General features: G+C 34.8%; 18 protein-coding genes. 17 read left to right on the forward strand and 1 reads right to left on the reverse strand.

Annotated features, from left to right (window positions below; all coding sequences use genetic code 11):
• The first annotated feature begins 151 nt into the window (after window positions 1–151).
• From C1T31_RS12575 to C1T31_RS12650, 15 genes are all read left to right on the forward strand, one after another.
• The gene (locus tag C1T31_RS12575; protein ID WP_103052867.1) at window positions 152–688 is read left to right on the forward strand and encodes an HD domain-containing protein; all 537 of its coding nucleotides are present in this window, start codon (window positions 152–154) and stop codon (window positions 686–688) included.
• 342 nt (window positions 689–1030) lie between these two features.
• The gene (locus C1T31_RS12580) at window positions 1031–1264 is read left to right on the forward strand and encodes a thioredoxin family protein (RefSeq protein WP_103052868.1); all 234 of its coding nucleotides are present in this window, start codon (window positions 1031–1033) and stop codon (window positions 1262–1264) included.
• A gap of 81 nt (window positions 1265–1345) precedes the next feature.
• Window positions 1346–2083, forward strand: coding sequence for a hypothetical protein (locus C1T31_RS12585; RefSeq protein WP_103052869.1), 738 nt, complete (start codon window positions 1346–1348; stop codon window positions 2081–2083).
• A 69-nt stretch (window positions 2084–2152) separates the two neighbouring features.
• Window positions 2153–2416: a DUF2024 family protein gene (locus tag C1T31_RS12590; RefSeq protein ID WP_103052870.1), complete on the forward strand. Its 264-nt coding sequence runs from the start codon at window positions 2153–2155 to the stop codon at window positions 2414–2416.
• Window positions 2417–3019 carry a MarR family winged helix-turn-helix transcriptional regulator gene (locus tag C1T31_RS12595; RefSeq protein ID WP_103052871.1) on the forward strand — a complete coding sequence of 201 codons (603 nt, stop codon included), beginning with the start codon at window positions 2417–2419 and terminating at the stop codon, window positions 3017–3019.
• Window positions 3020–3184: 165 nt separating this feature from the next.
• A complete protein-coding gene (locus C1T31_RS12600) occupies window positions 3185–3664 on the forward strand; it encodes a hypothetical protein (protein ID WP_103052872.1) in 480 nt (159 codons plus the stop codon).
• 184 nt (window positions 3665–3848) lie between these two features.
• Window positions 3849–4349: a hypothetical protein gene (locus tag C1T31_RS12605; protein WP_103052873.1), complete on the forward strand. Its 501-nt coding sequence runs from the start codon at window positions 3849–3851 to the stop codon at window positions 4347–4349.
• Between the two features lie 168 nt (window positions 4350–4517).
• Entirely contained in the window at window positions 4518–4979 is a 462-nt protein-coding gene (locus C1T31_RS12610; protein ID WP_123912680.1) for a hypothetical protein, read from the forward strand.
• 652 nt (window positions 4980–5631) lie between these two features.
• Entirely contained in the window at window positions 5632–6207 is a 576-nt protein-coding gene (locus C1T31_RS12620; protein WP_103052876.1) for a hypothetical protein, read from the forward strand.
• Window positions 6208–6294: 87 nt separating this feature from the next.
• Window positions 6295–6834: an ester cyclase gene (locus C1T31_RS12625; protein ID WP_243398949.1), complete on the forward strand. Its 540-nt coding sequence runs from the start codon at window positions 6295–6297 to the stop codon at window positions 6832–6834.
• 21 nt (window positions 6835–6855) lie between these two features.
• A complete protein-coding gene (locus C1T31_RS12630) occupies window positions 6856–7416 on the forward strand; it encodes a Crp/Fnr family transcriptional regulator (RefSeq protein ID WP_103052877.1) in 561 nt (186 codons plus the stop codon).
• 82 nt (window positions 7417–7498) lie between these two features.
• Window positions 7499–8995: an alpha/beta fold hydrolase gene (locus tag C1T31_RS12635; protein ID WP_103052878.1), complete on the forward strand. Its 1497-nt coding sequence runs from the start codon at window positions 7499–7501 to the stop codon at window positions 8993–8995.
• A 127-nt stretch (window positions 8996–9122) separates the two neighbouring features.
• Entirely contained in the window at window positions 9123–10142 is a 1020-nt protein-coding gene (locus C1T31_RS12640; protein ID WP_103052879.1) for an amidohydrolase family protein, read from the forward strand.
• Window positions 10143–10185: 43 nt separating this feature from the next.
• Entirely contained in the window at window positions 10186–11025 is an 840-nt protein-coding gene (locus C1T31_RS12645) for an endonuclease/exonuclease/phosphatase family protein (protein WP_243398950.1), read from the forward strand.
• Between the two features lie 12 nt (window positions 11026–11037).
• Window positions 11038–11283 (forward strand): 6TM ABC transporter family protein, encoded by a 246-nt coding sequence (locus tag C1T31_RS12650; RefSeq protein ID WP_103052881.1) that lies wholly within the window; start codon window positions 11038–11040, stop codon window positions 11281–11283.
• A gap of 45 nt (window positions 11284–11328) precedes the next feature.
• On the opposite strand, the gene C1T31_RS12655 is transcribed toward C1T31_RS12650, so the two are convergent.
• On the reverse strand, window positions 11329–12294 hold the full coding sequence (locus C1T31_RS12655) for a hypothetical protein (RefSeq protein WP_103052882.1): 966 nt from the start codon (window positions 12292–12294) through the stop codon (window positions 11329–11331).
• A 153-nt stretch (window positions 12295–12447) separates the two neighbouring features.
• Here C1T31_RS12655 and C1T31_RS12660 point away from each other — a divergent pair, with 153 nt between their 5' ends.
• Window positions 12448–13386, forward strand: a complete 939-nt coding sequence (locus C1T31_RS12660; RefSeq protein ID WP_103052883.1) for an alpha/beta hydrolase family protein — start codon at window positions 12448–12450, stop codon at window positions 13384–13386.
• 34 nt (window positions 13387–13420) lie between these two features.
• Window positions 13421–14239, forward strand: coding sequence for a hypothetical protein (locus C1T31_RS12665; RefSeq protein ID WP_103052884.1), 819 nt, complete (start codon window positions 13421–13423; stop codon window positions 14237–14239).
• The last annotated feature ends 3 nt before the right edge of the window (window positions 14240–14242 follow it).

Genomic DNA, 14242 nt, shown 5'->3' on the forward strand with positions numbered 1-14242 from the left:
GTAACAACGTATATAAAAAATAGCGGTTTAAGTGCTTAATCTAATGCGGTTTTCATAAATTTATCGTCAGTACCAAACCGAAAAGTAGTCGTTTAAAATCCGCTACTTTTCATATACAAGACCGTTGTAGCCAATTAGAAAACTCACGCAAATGACACAAGAAATATATCAGAAAGCTATAAAGTTTGCTGGAGAAAAACATAAAAATCAAAAAGTACCTGGAACAGATGCGAACTATTTGTTACATATTTCAAATGTTGCAATGGAAATCATTTTAGCTCACAAAGAAAATGAAGATTTTGATATAAATTATGCAATACAATTAGCTCTACTTCACGATACTTTAGAAGATACCAAAACTGAATTTACAGAACTAAATGAACAATTTGGAGAAAAAGTAGCTTTGGGAATTCAAGCTTTGACCAAAAACAATAATCTGACTTCTAAAAAAGAGAAAATGACAGATAGCTTAAACCGAATTAATCAATTAGAAAAAGAAGTCGGAATTGTTAAACTAGCGGATAGAATTACTAACCTTCAAGAACCACCAAAGTTTTGGGGAAAAGACAAAATCTTGAATTACCTGAATGAAGCCAAATTGATTAACGAGATGTTAAAAAATAAAAATGAGTATCTAAACACAAGATTACAAGCTAAAATAGTTGAATACAAAAAATACGCTGAATAAATAACTGGCTACAACAATGGCTATAAGTAATTGCTGGTTCTCGTCTACTTTGGAAATTCCGCAGGAATTTCCAACTTGGTGTGTACTTGCAAAGTTAAATGCTAACCCACGCAACTACTCATAGCCGAGACCGTTGTAAGCAAGCCAAAAGAACGTCCGTGCAACAATTAAAACCCCGAACGAAAGACAAATTAATCTCTTCTTTCAAAAAATTTTCTGACTGATTATCAATGACTTTCTACATATTCCTAAATAAACTCTCAAAATAATTTGTATAGTTAGGATTCCTTACTATATTTGCATCGGCAATAATGCCAAAACAAAATTTTAAACATTAAGTAAATGGCAAAATCAATTTTCTATCACGCAGGATGTCCTGTATGCGTGAGTGCAGAGCACGACATCGTTAATCTAATTGGTGCTGACAATGTAGAACTCGTTCACATTGGCGAAGACCGTAACCGTATTGCAGAAGCGGAAAAAGCAGGTGTAAAATCTGTTCCAGCTTTGTTAACGCCAAACGGAAATGTATTGCACATCAATTTTGGTGCGTCTATGGCTGACGTAAAAGGCTAAAAAAATTTCTCTCTAAAAGTTAGGAGTCCTAATTTATATTAGGGTTTCTAACTTAATTTTTAACCATTTAAATTCTAAAAAATGAAACAATTATTTCTTCTTCTCGGTCTTTCGCTTTTCGCAGTTCAAAGCTATGCTTGCGACAAATGCGGAAACTACAACAATGACGATTTCCAAATTAAAAGTGTGAGCGTAAAACACTCGGCTGACATTGCAGCAACTATTTGGGAAATTACCGTAAAAGGTACAGCAGGAAAAACAACGCCAACGCCAGCAGGTCAACTTAATGGCGCACCAGTTTTAGGCTACGTATTCCCAACTTCCTTGAAACCAACGGATGTTGGATTTGGTGATACCGAAGGCATAGTGGCTCTTGCCCTTACTTCACATCCTGACTTTGACGACACACCGCTTTGGGATGAAAACACAGACCGAAATTTTACGAATGACGGTATTATATGGCATCCGCATTGGGTAATTTTAACCGAAGACAAACGTGTAGAAGGTGGTTTGGCAGTAAAACAATTTGACCCAAAAGACACGAGTGTGGTTTTACCACCAACCAATCCCGGAATGCCAATGTATATGGACTCACCAGGTTTTCAGGTCATCACAAAAGGAAATACTATAAAAGTGGTTGTTCCAGATTATAGAATGAACAACAAAACGGATTTTTCCTATGACGGAGTTGCAGCCTTTATGCAAGTAAATACAGGCGGAGACGGTGGACACGGTGGCGGAGACAAACCAATGCTTGGCGTTTACAAAGTATATTCAGTAGCAAGTGGAGATTTGTCGCTACCCTATAAAGTAAAATAATATTTTTTTGCCCTGTAAAGTTAGGATTCCTATCTTTACAGGGCTTTATTTGTCATCAAAAAAACAGAAATGAAAGTAGCAGTTTGGGACACCTATGTAACAAAAAAAGACGGTAACGTGATGCACTTTGACATTATCGCACCCGAAGAAATTAAAGACACAACCGTAATTTACAGTTATGGTAGAGATTATTTAAAAACCAAAGGACAAGACGGACAACCCTTAACATCAAAAGAATGTAGCTTTTGCCACATAGAAACGGTAAAACCTGATTGGGAAAAATCAATCAATCAGCAAGGATATTTTATTTACGAAATGGAAAACTGTAATTAGATGAAATCCTCTTTTGACTTAAACCGACAAAACAAAAATACAGAGAGTAAAATAGTAGTGGCTTTAGAAAGAATTTCGGAAGCGTTTAGAGTCTTGTTATGGAATGAAAGCAAAGAAAACTCATTAAGTCCTATTCAAATTCAAATTTTGATTTTCATACAATTCCACGCCCAAGAAAAATGCAAAGTGGGTTATTTAGCGGACGAGTTCAATATGACAAAAGCTACTATTAGCGATAGCGTTAGGGTTTTACTGTCCAAAGAATTAGTTACCAAAGAAACAGACCCAATTGACACAAGAAGCTATTCGCTATCACTTACCGATGAAGGAAAAAGTATAGCTAAAAAAGCATCATTCTTTGCTTCCTTAATTGAACAACCCATTGAAAAACTGACACAAGAACAAAAAACAATAATGCTTAACGGACTACTGAAATTGATTTATGATTTAAACAAATCAGGTATCATTACCATTCAACGAATGTGTTTTACTTGCTCTTTTTACAATGCCGAAAACGGAATACATTATTGCAATTTACTAAAAACAAAGCTTACAGAATCTGAAATCCGAGTGGACTGTCCTGAACACGAAATAATTACATAAAAAAGAAGAAAGGCCAGCTTACAACATTGTATAAAAGCAATAGCGGTTTGGGTGTAAACTCGAACCGTTTTTGCATTTAATTAAGTATCTTGCTATCTGAAAGGTAAGTGCTTAAAATCCGCTACTGCTCTTATACTTGACCGTTGTACGCAAGCTGAAAAACCAATGAAATACATTATTAAATTCTTACTTCTTGCTTGTTTAATAGTTTCCTGTTCCAATCAAGAAAAGCGAATAGTTTTACTAGAAAATGAATTGAATATTGACCTTGGAGAAAACTATGAAGTTGTTAAAGATGAAGATAAATCAAACAATGGATTTGAAAGCGACTATACTCTGAATATTAATATCAAACTGAATAAAGCGGAACTTGACCGAATTATAAATCAAATCGAATCGGAACCATACTTTGACCAGTTGAAAAGGTTCAGAAGCGAAAGAGGCAGATATCAAATTGCAGGAAATGAGAATATGGAATTTTTCAAATTGGTATCCGATTCATTATTAAAAACTAAATATCGAGGAAGTTGGTTTCGGACTGATTATGGATTTGAATTTTTGGATATGCAAGATGGATATGAACCTATCGAAGCTGAAATACACTTGAAAGAACGAATATTAAAATTTGAATTTAACCATTTATAGCGGAATAAAAAGCCAGCGTACAACACTGGCTATAGTTCATTGCGGCGGAATTTCCTCGCGGAAATTCCTGCATATTTACTAACTTTGGTTTACGGCGGAATAGTTCTGCCGAACCATTCCGCAACGAAACCATAGCCCAAACCGTTGTGCATAATGTCCCAAAACCCGTAATCTGAATTTAAATTTGAGAAAAAAAGAAATATTTTGGCTGATTGGAACGACAATTCTCGTGTTGATTTTAAACACGCTGATTTTCGGAATTGACGGACTGAAATCTGACTCAACTCTTGATATAAATGTTCACGATACTTATTTTGTGATTGCCAATTTTCATTTCATCATTTTACTCGGAGTTGTGGTGTTTTTCGGAATTTATCTTATCCGAACATTACGCAGGAATTTTAAAAATCTGACCTCAAACCTGATTTTAATGATTTCGACAATTCTGCTAATAATAATCCTAAACGGAATTAGCGCAATTGTGGAGAATTTTATTCAACAAACTTCTGGTTGGACTATTTATCCACCTTTGAGTGCAGGCGATGGAATTGAGCAAGAAATTGAACCAAAAGAAAATAATTTTGGAATTTTATCAAGTGTTCTGTTTTACACCCAAATATTACTTCTGATTTTCTTAACTTTTTGCGGATTTAAAACTGGACTGAATTACAAAAGAGCTGAATAAAAAAAACACTATGCACAACAACGGCTATAGTTCATTACGGCTGAAATTCCTAATCGGAATTCATTGCAATTTGCTATCTTTAGGTTACGGCGGAAAATCCTCTCGGATTTCCCGCAACGAGCCATACACAAAACCGTTGGCAAACATTTAAAAAAACAGCAACCGAATTTGAAAAAATTAATAATCTGTCTTTTAAGTCTGACTTTGATTTTGAATTTCTCTTGTGGAAAGAAAAAATCGGAATCTAAAAAATGGACTGAATCTGACCTGAATTGTGGAAAGGCTGAAATAACCAATGTAATTGGAAACAATGAATATTTTGGTGGTGGAAAAGATATTGTGGTTAAATGCAGAGTGGAATTTAACAAATTGGAATTTGAATCGGAATTAGTAATTGACGTTTCTCTAATTGGAGAAGCTTATTGCCCTTTTAAAGTCGGAGATATTGTAGTCGCTAAATTTCTAAAAACTGACCGAAAAAAAACAGTTGAAATGTATCTGTTGGAATCAATAAACAATCGAACAGGTTACAAATGGGAATCTATTTACACATTGGAGGAAGCTTGTAATGGAAATTGGCCGAAAGGTTCTGAACAACAGAAAGTATTTTCAGCAAAAGGAAAATTATAGTTGAATAAAAAAAACGTTTGCCAACACCGTGTATAGCTCATTGCGGCTGAATTTTCTACCGAAAATTCCTTGCAATTTGCTATCTTCGTTTTACGGCGGAAAATCTTCGCAGATTTCCCGCAACGAGCCATACACGAGAACCGTTAGCATACATTATTAAACCATGTTGAAAAGAATTTTATCTGCTAAAATTAATTACCTGTCAATTCTTATTCATGTAATTGGAGCATTATTTCTTTATGCTATAGTTGCGATTTCGATTTTCTTTTTATTCTACTTTTTTCTCGATAAAGGACTTGGAACTAACGAAAATAAAACTAATGGACTTGCGACTAATCTGATATTTTACGTACCATTATTTGTAATATCATCACTAATGGTTTTTCGTGCAATTGCCAAGGCTAAAAAATCTCAACATGAAATATCAAAAACCATTCTAATAGCCTTGATAATTTCTATAGCCTGCTATCTATATTTTTGGTTAAATTAAAAACATATGCTAACAACGGCTATAATCCATTGCTCGCTAAATGCTAAACCAAAAATCAGTATATTTAACTTGGCCCGATTCCTACTCCGAAAATCCTACGGATTTTCTTCGCAACGGAATCATAGCCAAACCGTTAGCTACAAGCTAAAAAAATATATTTGTTTGAATAAAGTCATTTTATTATTATCCGTAGTATTATTAGGTTGTAAAACAGCTTCCGAAAAGAATGGAATGGAATTATTCCAAATAAGTAAAACCAAGCTCGAAAATGTTTCTGTAATATTAAGTTCTGAAGAATTGATTTCTCATTTTGGAGAACCTAACGAAGTAATAAAAAATTGTAGATTCTATCCTAACAAATCTGATGACAATAAAACATCATTTGATTGTTGGTATTATGATAATCCAAATATCGGCTTTGCCAAATTTCAGAACTTTACTTACTTGAGTTTCATTGAATTCGAGGAGTCTTCCATTCAATTAATCAATCCAAAAATTATTCTATCTTCTAATACACAATTAAAGGATATTAAAAAAGTATTTCCTGTTGCTTATAATGAAAGAAGAATCAACACCAAAACATTTAGTTATAAGTATGATTGGGTAAAGATCAATACTGAATCCAATTTGAATCCGAATATTTTAGCAAATACTGTTGAATTAATTTTTGAAGATGATAGGCTTAAATATTTTGAATTCACTTGGAAACCCAAGGATAACACTAATAAAAGCCAGTAGCTAACAATGTGTATAAGTAATAGCGGTTAATGTGACAAAACGAAAGTATAAAAATAAAACAAAGGTCAGTGCAAAAACAAAAGGTTTATGAGTAAAATACCGCTACTACTCATACACGAGACCGTTGTAACCAATTTAAACGAAAACCATATTATGAAAACCAAGTATACATTTTTATCAACATTTTTAATAATCCTAACCATAATGACAGGATGTAAATCTGATAAGTCTGAATATGATAAAATGGTCGAATTCGGACAAAAATATACTGATGCTTGGAATAGTAATGTACCAGAGAAAATGGCTTCATTTTATGCCGAGGATGGAACATTAACCGTAAATAATGGAACACCAGCAGTAGGAAGAAAACAATTAGCAGAAACTGCTAAATCATATATGGAAGCATTTCCTGATTTGGAATTAACAATGGACAGTTTGACAATGGGAAATGGGACTTATCGATATTACTGGACTTTTAAAGGAACACATTCTGGACCAAATGGAACTGGAAATAAAGTTGATTTCAGTGGATTTGAAGAGTGGACAATGAATGACCAAGGTCTCGTCCAAAAATCAATCGGGACATACGATGCGGAAGAATATCAAAAACAGTTGAATGGTAATTGAACCTTATCTTCTCCAAAACAAATGAAAAAAACCATTGAGTCGCACTTAACATTTTCAGAAGACCATTATAATCTCCTAAAAAGTATTGCCACTGAAAAAAAAGTAGCGAAAAACCAAATTCTATTCTATCCAAATAAACCCGTAAACAAACTGTTATTCCTAACAAAAGGACTTTTAAGGGCATACAAGATTATCGATGGTAAAGACTACACACATCATTTCTATTTTGAAAACTGGTTCGCAACTGATTTTACAAGTTTTTTAAACAACAAACCAAGTCAAATATACATTGAAAGCCTTGAAGAATCCATCTACTATGAGTTTAAAAAAAACGATTTAAACAACCTGTACAATAAATCTCATCAAATTGAGAGACTGGGCAGAATCATTGCTGAAAAAGCTTTTATAACTACAGTAGAAAAAGTGGCCTACTTGCAACTACTCGACCTTAACGAGAAATATCAAGCCTTGATAAAAAGAAACCCTAGTCTTTTTCAAAGAGTTCCTCAAAAGTACATTGCCTCTTATTTGGGTGTTTCTGAACAAAGTTTAAGCAGAATTAAAAAAAAGTCCATTTCTTAACAAATGTGAATATATAATTACCTATTGTGCACGTACTTTGCCAAAACTTTCAAAATGAGTCAATCTAAAAAAAGCAAATAGGATGTTGCACGACTTTCAAATAAAGTATCTCATTTTTATAATGGGCTTACTCATCTCAACAAATAGTTTTAGTCAAAATAAAACAGGTTTTAAACCCAGTTTTAAAAAGTCAAAAAAAACGACTCACAAGATTCCAGAAGACCAAGCCTATACTTTTGGCTATTTAGAAGTACTTGAAAACAGAGACAAACCTGATGGCTATACAATAAAATTACCCATATACATTTTTAAAAGTCGCAGTAAAAATCCAAAACCTGATCCTATTTTGTATACCGTTGGCGGCCCTGGTTACACCTCCATGCTGGCATCAAAATATATGGCATATTACAAGTACCTGGATGATCGCGATTTTATTTTATTTGAGCAAAGAGGCACTCAATATGCACAACCCAGTTTAGACTGTCCTGAATGGGCAAACGCGGTTTATGAATCCAATCTGCCAAGTTTTGATGCTGCCAAAACTGACAGTCTTTTTCAACAAGCAGCTAAAGCGTGCAATGAAAGATTACGAAAAAAGGGAATTGACTTAAACTGTTATACCACAAACCAAATTGCAGAAGACATTCAAGACTTAATAAATACCTTGGGGATACCAGAGTACAATTTATTGACTTTGTCTTACAGCACTAAAATTGGGCAGGTTTTAATGCGAGATTATCCCGATAAAATTAGAAGTGTGGTTATGGACTCACCATTACCGTTAGAAGTGAGTTATGATGAAGAAAGCGTGGGCAATCTGCTAGAAACTGTGAGTATGTTGCTTTCGGATTGTGAAAATGACGACAAATGCAACGCTGCCTTTCCAAACATTAAAAGCCGATTTTTTGAGTATTTAAAAGAAAAAACTATAAACCCATTGCAAGTGGAAGTTGAGAATCCCAACAATAGAGCACTCGAAACGTTTTATTTAAAAGGTGAAGATTTGATTTCAGTCTTTAGTTCTGCCTACACAAGTGATGTTCCCAATATTCCATTTGAGATTAATAAACTCTTAAATAACGACTTGACATCGGTTAAAGAGCAACTATCCAATCTATTCCAAGAGCCTGGTGCAGGCACAGGTATAGGCATGAGACTATCGGTTTGGTGTGCCGAAGAATATCCTTTTAATTCCCAAGAAGTTATAGAAACGCAAACCTATAAATACCCCGAAACTAAAGGGCTATCACCAGCAACTTATGATAAGAACATTTGCGAAATATGGGGCGTTAAAAAGGTGGCCGAAATCGAAAATCAAGCTATTAGCAGTGATATTCCCGTTCTTTTAATCAGTGGCGCCTATGATGAATTAACACCTGTTAAATGGGCTGAATCAATGACTCATAATCTAACCAATGCTTACCATCTAATATTTAAAGGCTGGAAACATGGTCCTACTACCAATTGGAGTAATCCGTGCGCCATGCAAGCTGCAAATGATTTTTTTAATAATCCAACGAAAAAACCCAATCCAGATTGTTTTGAACAAATTAAGATTCCTGAATTTAAAACAGAATAAATACCTGTTTAAAACAACGTATATCAAAATAACGCTTTATTTACCTGTTTTGAATGGGTTTACCGGACTTGAAGTCTTCATTTAATTTGTAAATTAGTGTCTGAAATCTTAACGAAATCAAAGACTTATGAAATTGTATAACATTATTGGCCTCATCTTACTTGTCGTTTCTTGCAACTCAAAACCAGGTCAAGAAGAACCATTGCAAAATAATCAAGACTACACGGGTCCTATTATAGATATGCACATGCATGCCGAAAATGATAATACCCTACCACCCGACAAACTTGGCTTATGTATACCGTTGTCTAATTTGGTTCCGCACTTTGATCCAAAAGAAGCATATGCTGATGTTTGGACAAACACTTTAAAAAATCCAAATTGTAAAAACCCCATTTGGTCATCCACAACATTTGAGGACTATAGTTCAAGAGTTCAAAAGCAACTAACTAAATTTAACGTGATTCCAGTTGTTAGTGGTTCTGAATCTGTTTTGCGCCAATGGGCTATAAAATTCGGTGATAAAATAATACCCAGTATCGAGTTTAATCTAGAACGAGATAACCTTTCAGCAGATAGCTTAAAAAGCATCATAAACAAGCAAAACATCAAGGTTTTTGGTGAAATATCCAATCAATACGCTGGCATAGCACCAAATGACCCCAGAATGGATGACTATTATGCTATGGCAGAGGCATTGGATATTCCTGTTGCCATTCATTTAGGTACTGGAGCGCCTGGAAGTCCTTATATGTTTAGCCCTGATTATGTTGCAGCTTATTCTAATCCTTTGCTACTAGAAGAAGTTCTAAAAAAATACCCTCGACTTCGTATTTCTGTCATGCATTATGGCGAACCATTTATTGATGAAATGATAACAATGATGTACCACTACCCACAAATATATGTTGATTTAGGTGGTATTCAATGGGCATATCCTAGTGAATATTTTTATGAATTTCATCTCAAGAAAATGATAGCAGCTGGATTTGGTAAGCGCATTATGTTTGGGTCTGACACCTTCATTTGGCCAGAACTACTAGAAGAATCAATTACTATTATCAATAATGCCGAGTTCTTAACCAAAGAACAAAAAGCAGATATATTTTATAATAACGCAGCAAGATTCTTGAGGCTTGATAAATAACAATTAAGTACTAATAGGTCCATATATATCAAATAACCTTATCGTGAATCCCATTAAAAATATACTACTGAATTTTATTATTATTATTGTATTCCATAACCAAGTTTACAGTCAATTGCAACAGGTTATGACCTATAATATCCGCTATGATAATCCTGGAGACGGCATTAACCAATGGGATAACCGAAAACAGGAATTATCACATTTAATTACCTATTACAAACCCGATGTACTGGGCATACAGGAAGGTTTGCTACATCAATTACAGTATTTAGATACGCAACTCATGGACTATTCCCGAATTGGTGTGGGTCGCGATGATGGTGTAACAAAAGGTGAATTCAGTGCCATATATTACAATCATCATAAATTATCCCTGATACAAGATTTCACCTTTTGGCTTTCTGAAACACCAGATACGGTTTCTGTTGGCTGGGATGCCTCCATGGAGCGCATTTGTACCTATGGACTATTTCAAGATAAAACAACCATGCAAAAACTCTGGATATTCAATACCCACTTCGACCATATTGGGGAACGTGCTCGAGAAGAATCCTCAAAACTCATTCTAAAAAAAATCAATGACCTTAACACGGAAGATTTCCCAGTGATACTCATGGGTGATTTTAATTCGGAACCCGACAGCCAAGCCATTAAAACACTGACAGACTGGTTTGTAGATGCCTCAAAAACTATTGATAATGGTAAATATGGGCCTGAAGGTACCTTTACAGGATTTACGGAAAACGCCATTCCTGAACGACGGATTGATTATATTTTTGTGAAAAACCTGGGTGTTGCTGCCTACAGGCATATTGATGATAAGATGCCTAACAATCAATATTTATCGGATCATTTACCGGTAATAGTGCAGTTAAAATAACAATCAACTAAGATGAACCAAAAAGATTTATCGCAACTATCCGATGAAGAGTTACAGGAAGCCGTAAAAAGGAATAAACCTTCACCGATAATCGATGCCCTTTTTATTGGGTTCTTGGCAGGTATTATCATTTATAGTGTGGTTGCCAATACTTGGGGCTTTTTGACGCTTATTCCGTTATTCATTATTTATAAATTCCTGAAAAAGCCTGAATACTACGAAGCACTCCTTAAAGAGCTTAAAAGGCGTGATTTATAGTGATGACCTTTTGAATACAAAAGTAATTGATAAAGATTAAAATGATTAATTGGGTATTACTTTTAGAACCTTTTTTGCTTTAGAAGATTCTACTACAATAAACTGTAATTGGTTTTTGTTTAACTCTAGGTGAATTGGTGTTACATCATTAACCTCATGCTCTTTTTGGTAAATATTTCTGCCATGAATATCATACACGCTTATTGAAACCAAATCATTAATACCTTTTAAAAACAATTGGTTATTTACATAATATAAATCCAGTGCCTCATCCTCATTACTATTATTACTTAAAGTCTCACCACACCCAGGAAGAGTAATAGAATCAATAAATGTAATATCATCTGATCCAGAAGTTCCTGCAGAAACGCCCTCTCCGTAAGCTTCATCAGAGGAAAATCCGTTGTTTCGCACATACAAGCCTACTATTTCAAATTCATCACCACTTGTTAATCCAATAGCTTCCCAACTAAAACTAAACTCATAATATAGCTGTGTTGGTGATGTTAATGTAGAATTGACGGTTGAAACGAATTCTAAATCATTTGTGCTAATAGTACCTGAAGCTGGAATGGCATATAATCCACCAAAATTTACATCGACAGCAACAGCATAAGAGGCTTCAAAACCTGGCGGAAATGTAATATGGCTGCCAAAACCAAAAGAATCACTATTCGTAATGGCAATTCTATAGACATCACCATTATCATCCACTGTATTATCTATTGCATTACGTCCGGGTGCACCTGTATCAATATAAAACACCAATATATCATCCATACTACCCGAGTCGGGATGCACTTGCATACCAAAAACAATAGGGTTTGTATTTCCTGTAGCTGATGAGAATACACCTTCTCCAACAGCACCTCCAAACCCATTATTACCATTAGCCAGACAAGGTGGCGGCGGTGGCACTTGTGAATATACTTGCATGGTAGCGAAAATGAGCAAAACACCAGTGATTATTTTCCAATTTAAAAGATACCTGAATTTGAAAAAGGCTGTCATAAATGATAATATGCTTTTAAAGGTAATGAATTTATAAGTTGAATAAAAAATAATACTGAACAACACTAAAGCATTCACTTCAAAAATGATTTATTCTAAAATTATTTTCAATTAGCTAATTATCATACCTTTATAGAAACAACAATTAGGATTATGAAAAATTTATGGTTTCTTATTTTTATTATCGTTTTTATTGTTCAAACATCCGCACAGATAAATATAGAAGTATTTAATTATACCAAGAAGCCCAGCAATACTGCAACTATCGTTCATAAACAACCTATTGATTCTGTAACAGTTTTTGAAAAAATAGTTTTAGATGGTTCTGATTCGAAAGTTCCTTTTTATCATTTTGAAAACAAAAGACCTGAAGCTAAAAACTATATCATTTTGCTACATGGATTGGGAGGCTCAAAAAATGACTGGGTCTATCCATCTAAACCCTATCTAAATTGGAGTGATAATTTAAAATCCATCAAAGACTCTCTTATATCACAAGGTTTTAGCCTCATTGTTCCTGATGCTAAATATCATGGCGAACGAAGTTATGAACTTGGTTTTCGTCCTGCCGAAAACTTGCCACCTTTATTATCTAAAAACGAAACAGATGGTGAGCACTTTGAAGTCCTCATGTCCTCCACCATAAAGGATGTACGAATTATCATGGATTATTTTCAGGACCGTTATGTAGACAATAATATTAGTTTCAGCATCATAGGCTATAGTATGGGTGGTGCCATTGCAATCATATTAAATGCTGTAGATAATCGTATATCGACAATAGTATCCTGTGTACCTCCATTACATCATCCAGAAAAAGAACTGAAGGGTTTTAACTGGTCTGAAGAAGTTACTAATGGACTAAAAACAGTTACAGCCTCAAATTATGCGGCCTTTCAAAAATCACCGACGATGCTGTTATTGGGAAATCAAGATTTCTTTTATACTGATGACGAAGTGACTAACTTTATGGAAAACATACCATTAACCCAAAAAGAAGTAAACTATTTTGACTCTGGACATGAATTGCCGAATGAATATAAAGTAGACGTTTTACGATGGTTAAATGAGTATGGTGTCCTTAACAATTAATTAAAAACTATATCTTTAGGAAAACCAATCACTCATGATTAAATTCTTTAGGAAGATTCGTCAAAACCTAATTTCAGGTGGTAAAACTGGAAAGTACCTAAAATATGCCGTTGGTGAAATCATCTTGGTGGTAATTGGTATTTTGATTGCGTTGCAGTTAAACAATGTTAATGAAAACCGTAAGACCATGGCTCAGGCCAAAATATGGCGGGCCGATATTATAGAAGATTTGCGATCAACACAACGCAGTCTAGAATGGCGCATTGACTATTATAAGCAGGCACTAGTTTTTGCAGAAACTACGCTACCTGCCCTTATGACCCAAGAACCGCTGACAGCAGACCAAGGATGGCATATTGTTTTGGGTGCCTTTCAAGCAGGTCAAATCATGCCGTTTCGTGTGAGTGGTCCAACCTATCGAGAAGTTCAAGCCGCTGGTGCACTTTATAGTATTGGGAGTCAAGATGCCATGACGGGGCTTGCAAACTATTATGAAGTCACTGCCAACGACGTTGAAGTAATCTCTGGAGGAAGCCCTCCATACCGAGACATGATTCGTGAAAAAATGCCTTGGGCTTTACAGCACTATATTTGGAGCAGTGATTGCCAGCGCCAAATGTATAATGATGGTGACGGTGGATTTGTCTTTACACTCGAATACTGTGAAAAACCTGACCTTGATGAGGAAATTGAAAATGCTGTAATACGTTTCCGCTCTGACATCGATCTTCAAGATAAATTACGTGGACGAATGTCACAACTAACCATAGTAATTGCCTCCTTTCAAAGAAATGTTGAAAGCATCGAAAACATTATCACGAATTTGAACAAATCTCAAACCACCAATCAATAAACT

This window comes from Hanstruepera neustonica (assembly GCF_002895005.1).
GTDB lineage: Bacteria > Bacteroidota > Bacteroidia > Flavobacteriales > Flavobacteriaceae > Hanstruepera > Hanstruepera neustonica.

Coding starts and splice junctions, on each gene's coding strand:
- C1T31_RS12640 (WP_103052879.1), top strand. CDS start 9,123: ATGAAATTGTATAACATTATTGGCCTCATCTTACTTGTCGTTTCTTGC.
- C1T31_RS12595 (WP_103052871.1), top strand. CDS start 2,417: ATGAAATCCTCTTTTGACTTAAACCGACAAAACAAAAATACAGAGAGT.
- C1T31_RS12585 (WP_103052869.1), top strand. CDS start 1,346: ATGAAACAATTATTTCTTCTTCTCGGTCTTTCGCTTTTCGCAGTTCAA.
- C1T31_RS12650 (WP_103052881.1), top strand. CDS start 11,038: ATGAACCAAAAAGATTTATCGCAACTATCCGATGAAGAGTTACAGGAA.
- C1T31_RS12630 (WP_103052877.1), top strand. CDS start 6,856: ATGAAAAAAACCATTGAGTCGCACTTAACATTTTCAGAAGACCATTAT.
- C1T31_RS12575 (WP_103052867.1), top strand. CDS start 152: ATGACACAAGAAATATATCAGAAAGCTATAAAGTTTGCTGGAGAAAAA.
- C1T31_RS12635 (WP_103052878.1), top strand. CDS start 7,499: ATGTTGCACGACTTTCAAATAAAGTATCTCATTTTTATAATGGGCTTA.
- C1T31_RS12655 (WP_103052882.1), bottom strand. CDS start 12,294: ATGACAGCCTTTTTCAAATTCAGGTATCTTTTAAATTGGAAAATAATC.
- C1T31_RS12580 (WP_103052868.1), top strand. CDS start 1,031: ATGGCAAAATCAATTTTCTATCACGCAGGATGTCCTGTATGCGTGAGT.
- C1T31_RS12625 (WP_243398949.1), top strand. CDS start 6,295: ATGAGTAAAATACCGCTACTACTCATACACGAGACCGTTGTAACCAAT.
- C1T31_RS12590 (WP_103052870.1), top strand. CDS start 2,153: ATGAAAGTAGCAGTTTGGGACACCTATGTAACAAAAAAAGACGGTAAC.
- C1T31_RS12665 (WP_103052884.1), top strand. CDS start 13,421: ATGATTAAATTCTTTAGGAAGATTCGTCAAAACCTAATTTCAGGTGGT.
- C1T31_RS12660 (WP_103052883.1), top strand. CDS start 12,448: ATGAAAAATTTATGGTTTCTTATTTTTATTATCGTTTTTATTGTTCAA.
- C1T31_RS12600 (WP_103052872.1), top strand. CDS start 3,185: ATGAAATACATTATTAAATTCTTACTTCTTGCTTGTTTAATAGTTTCC.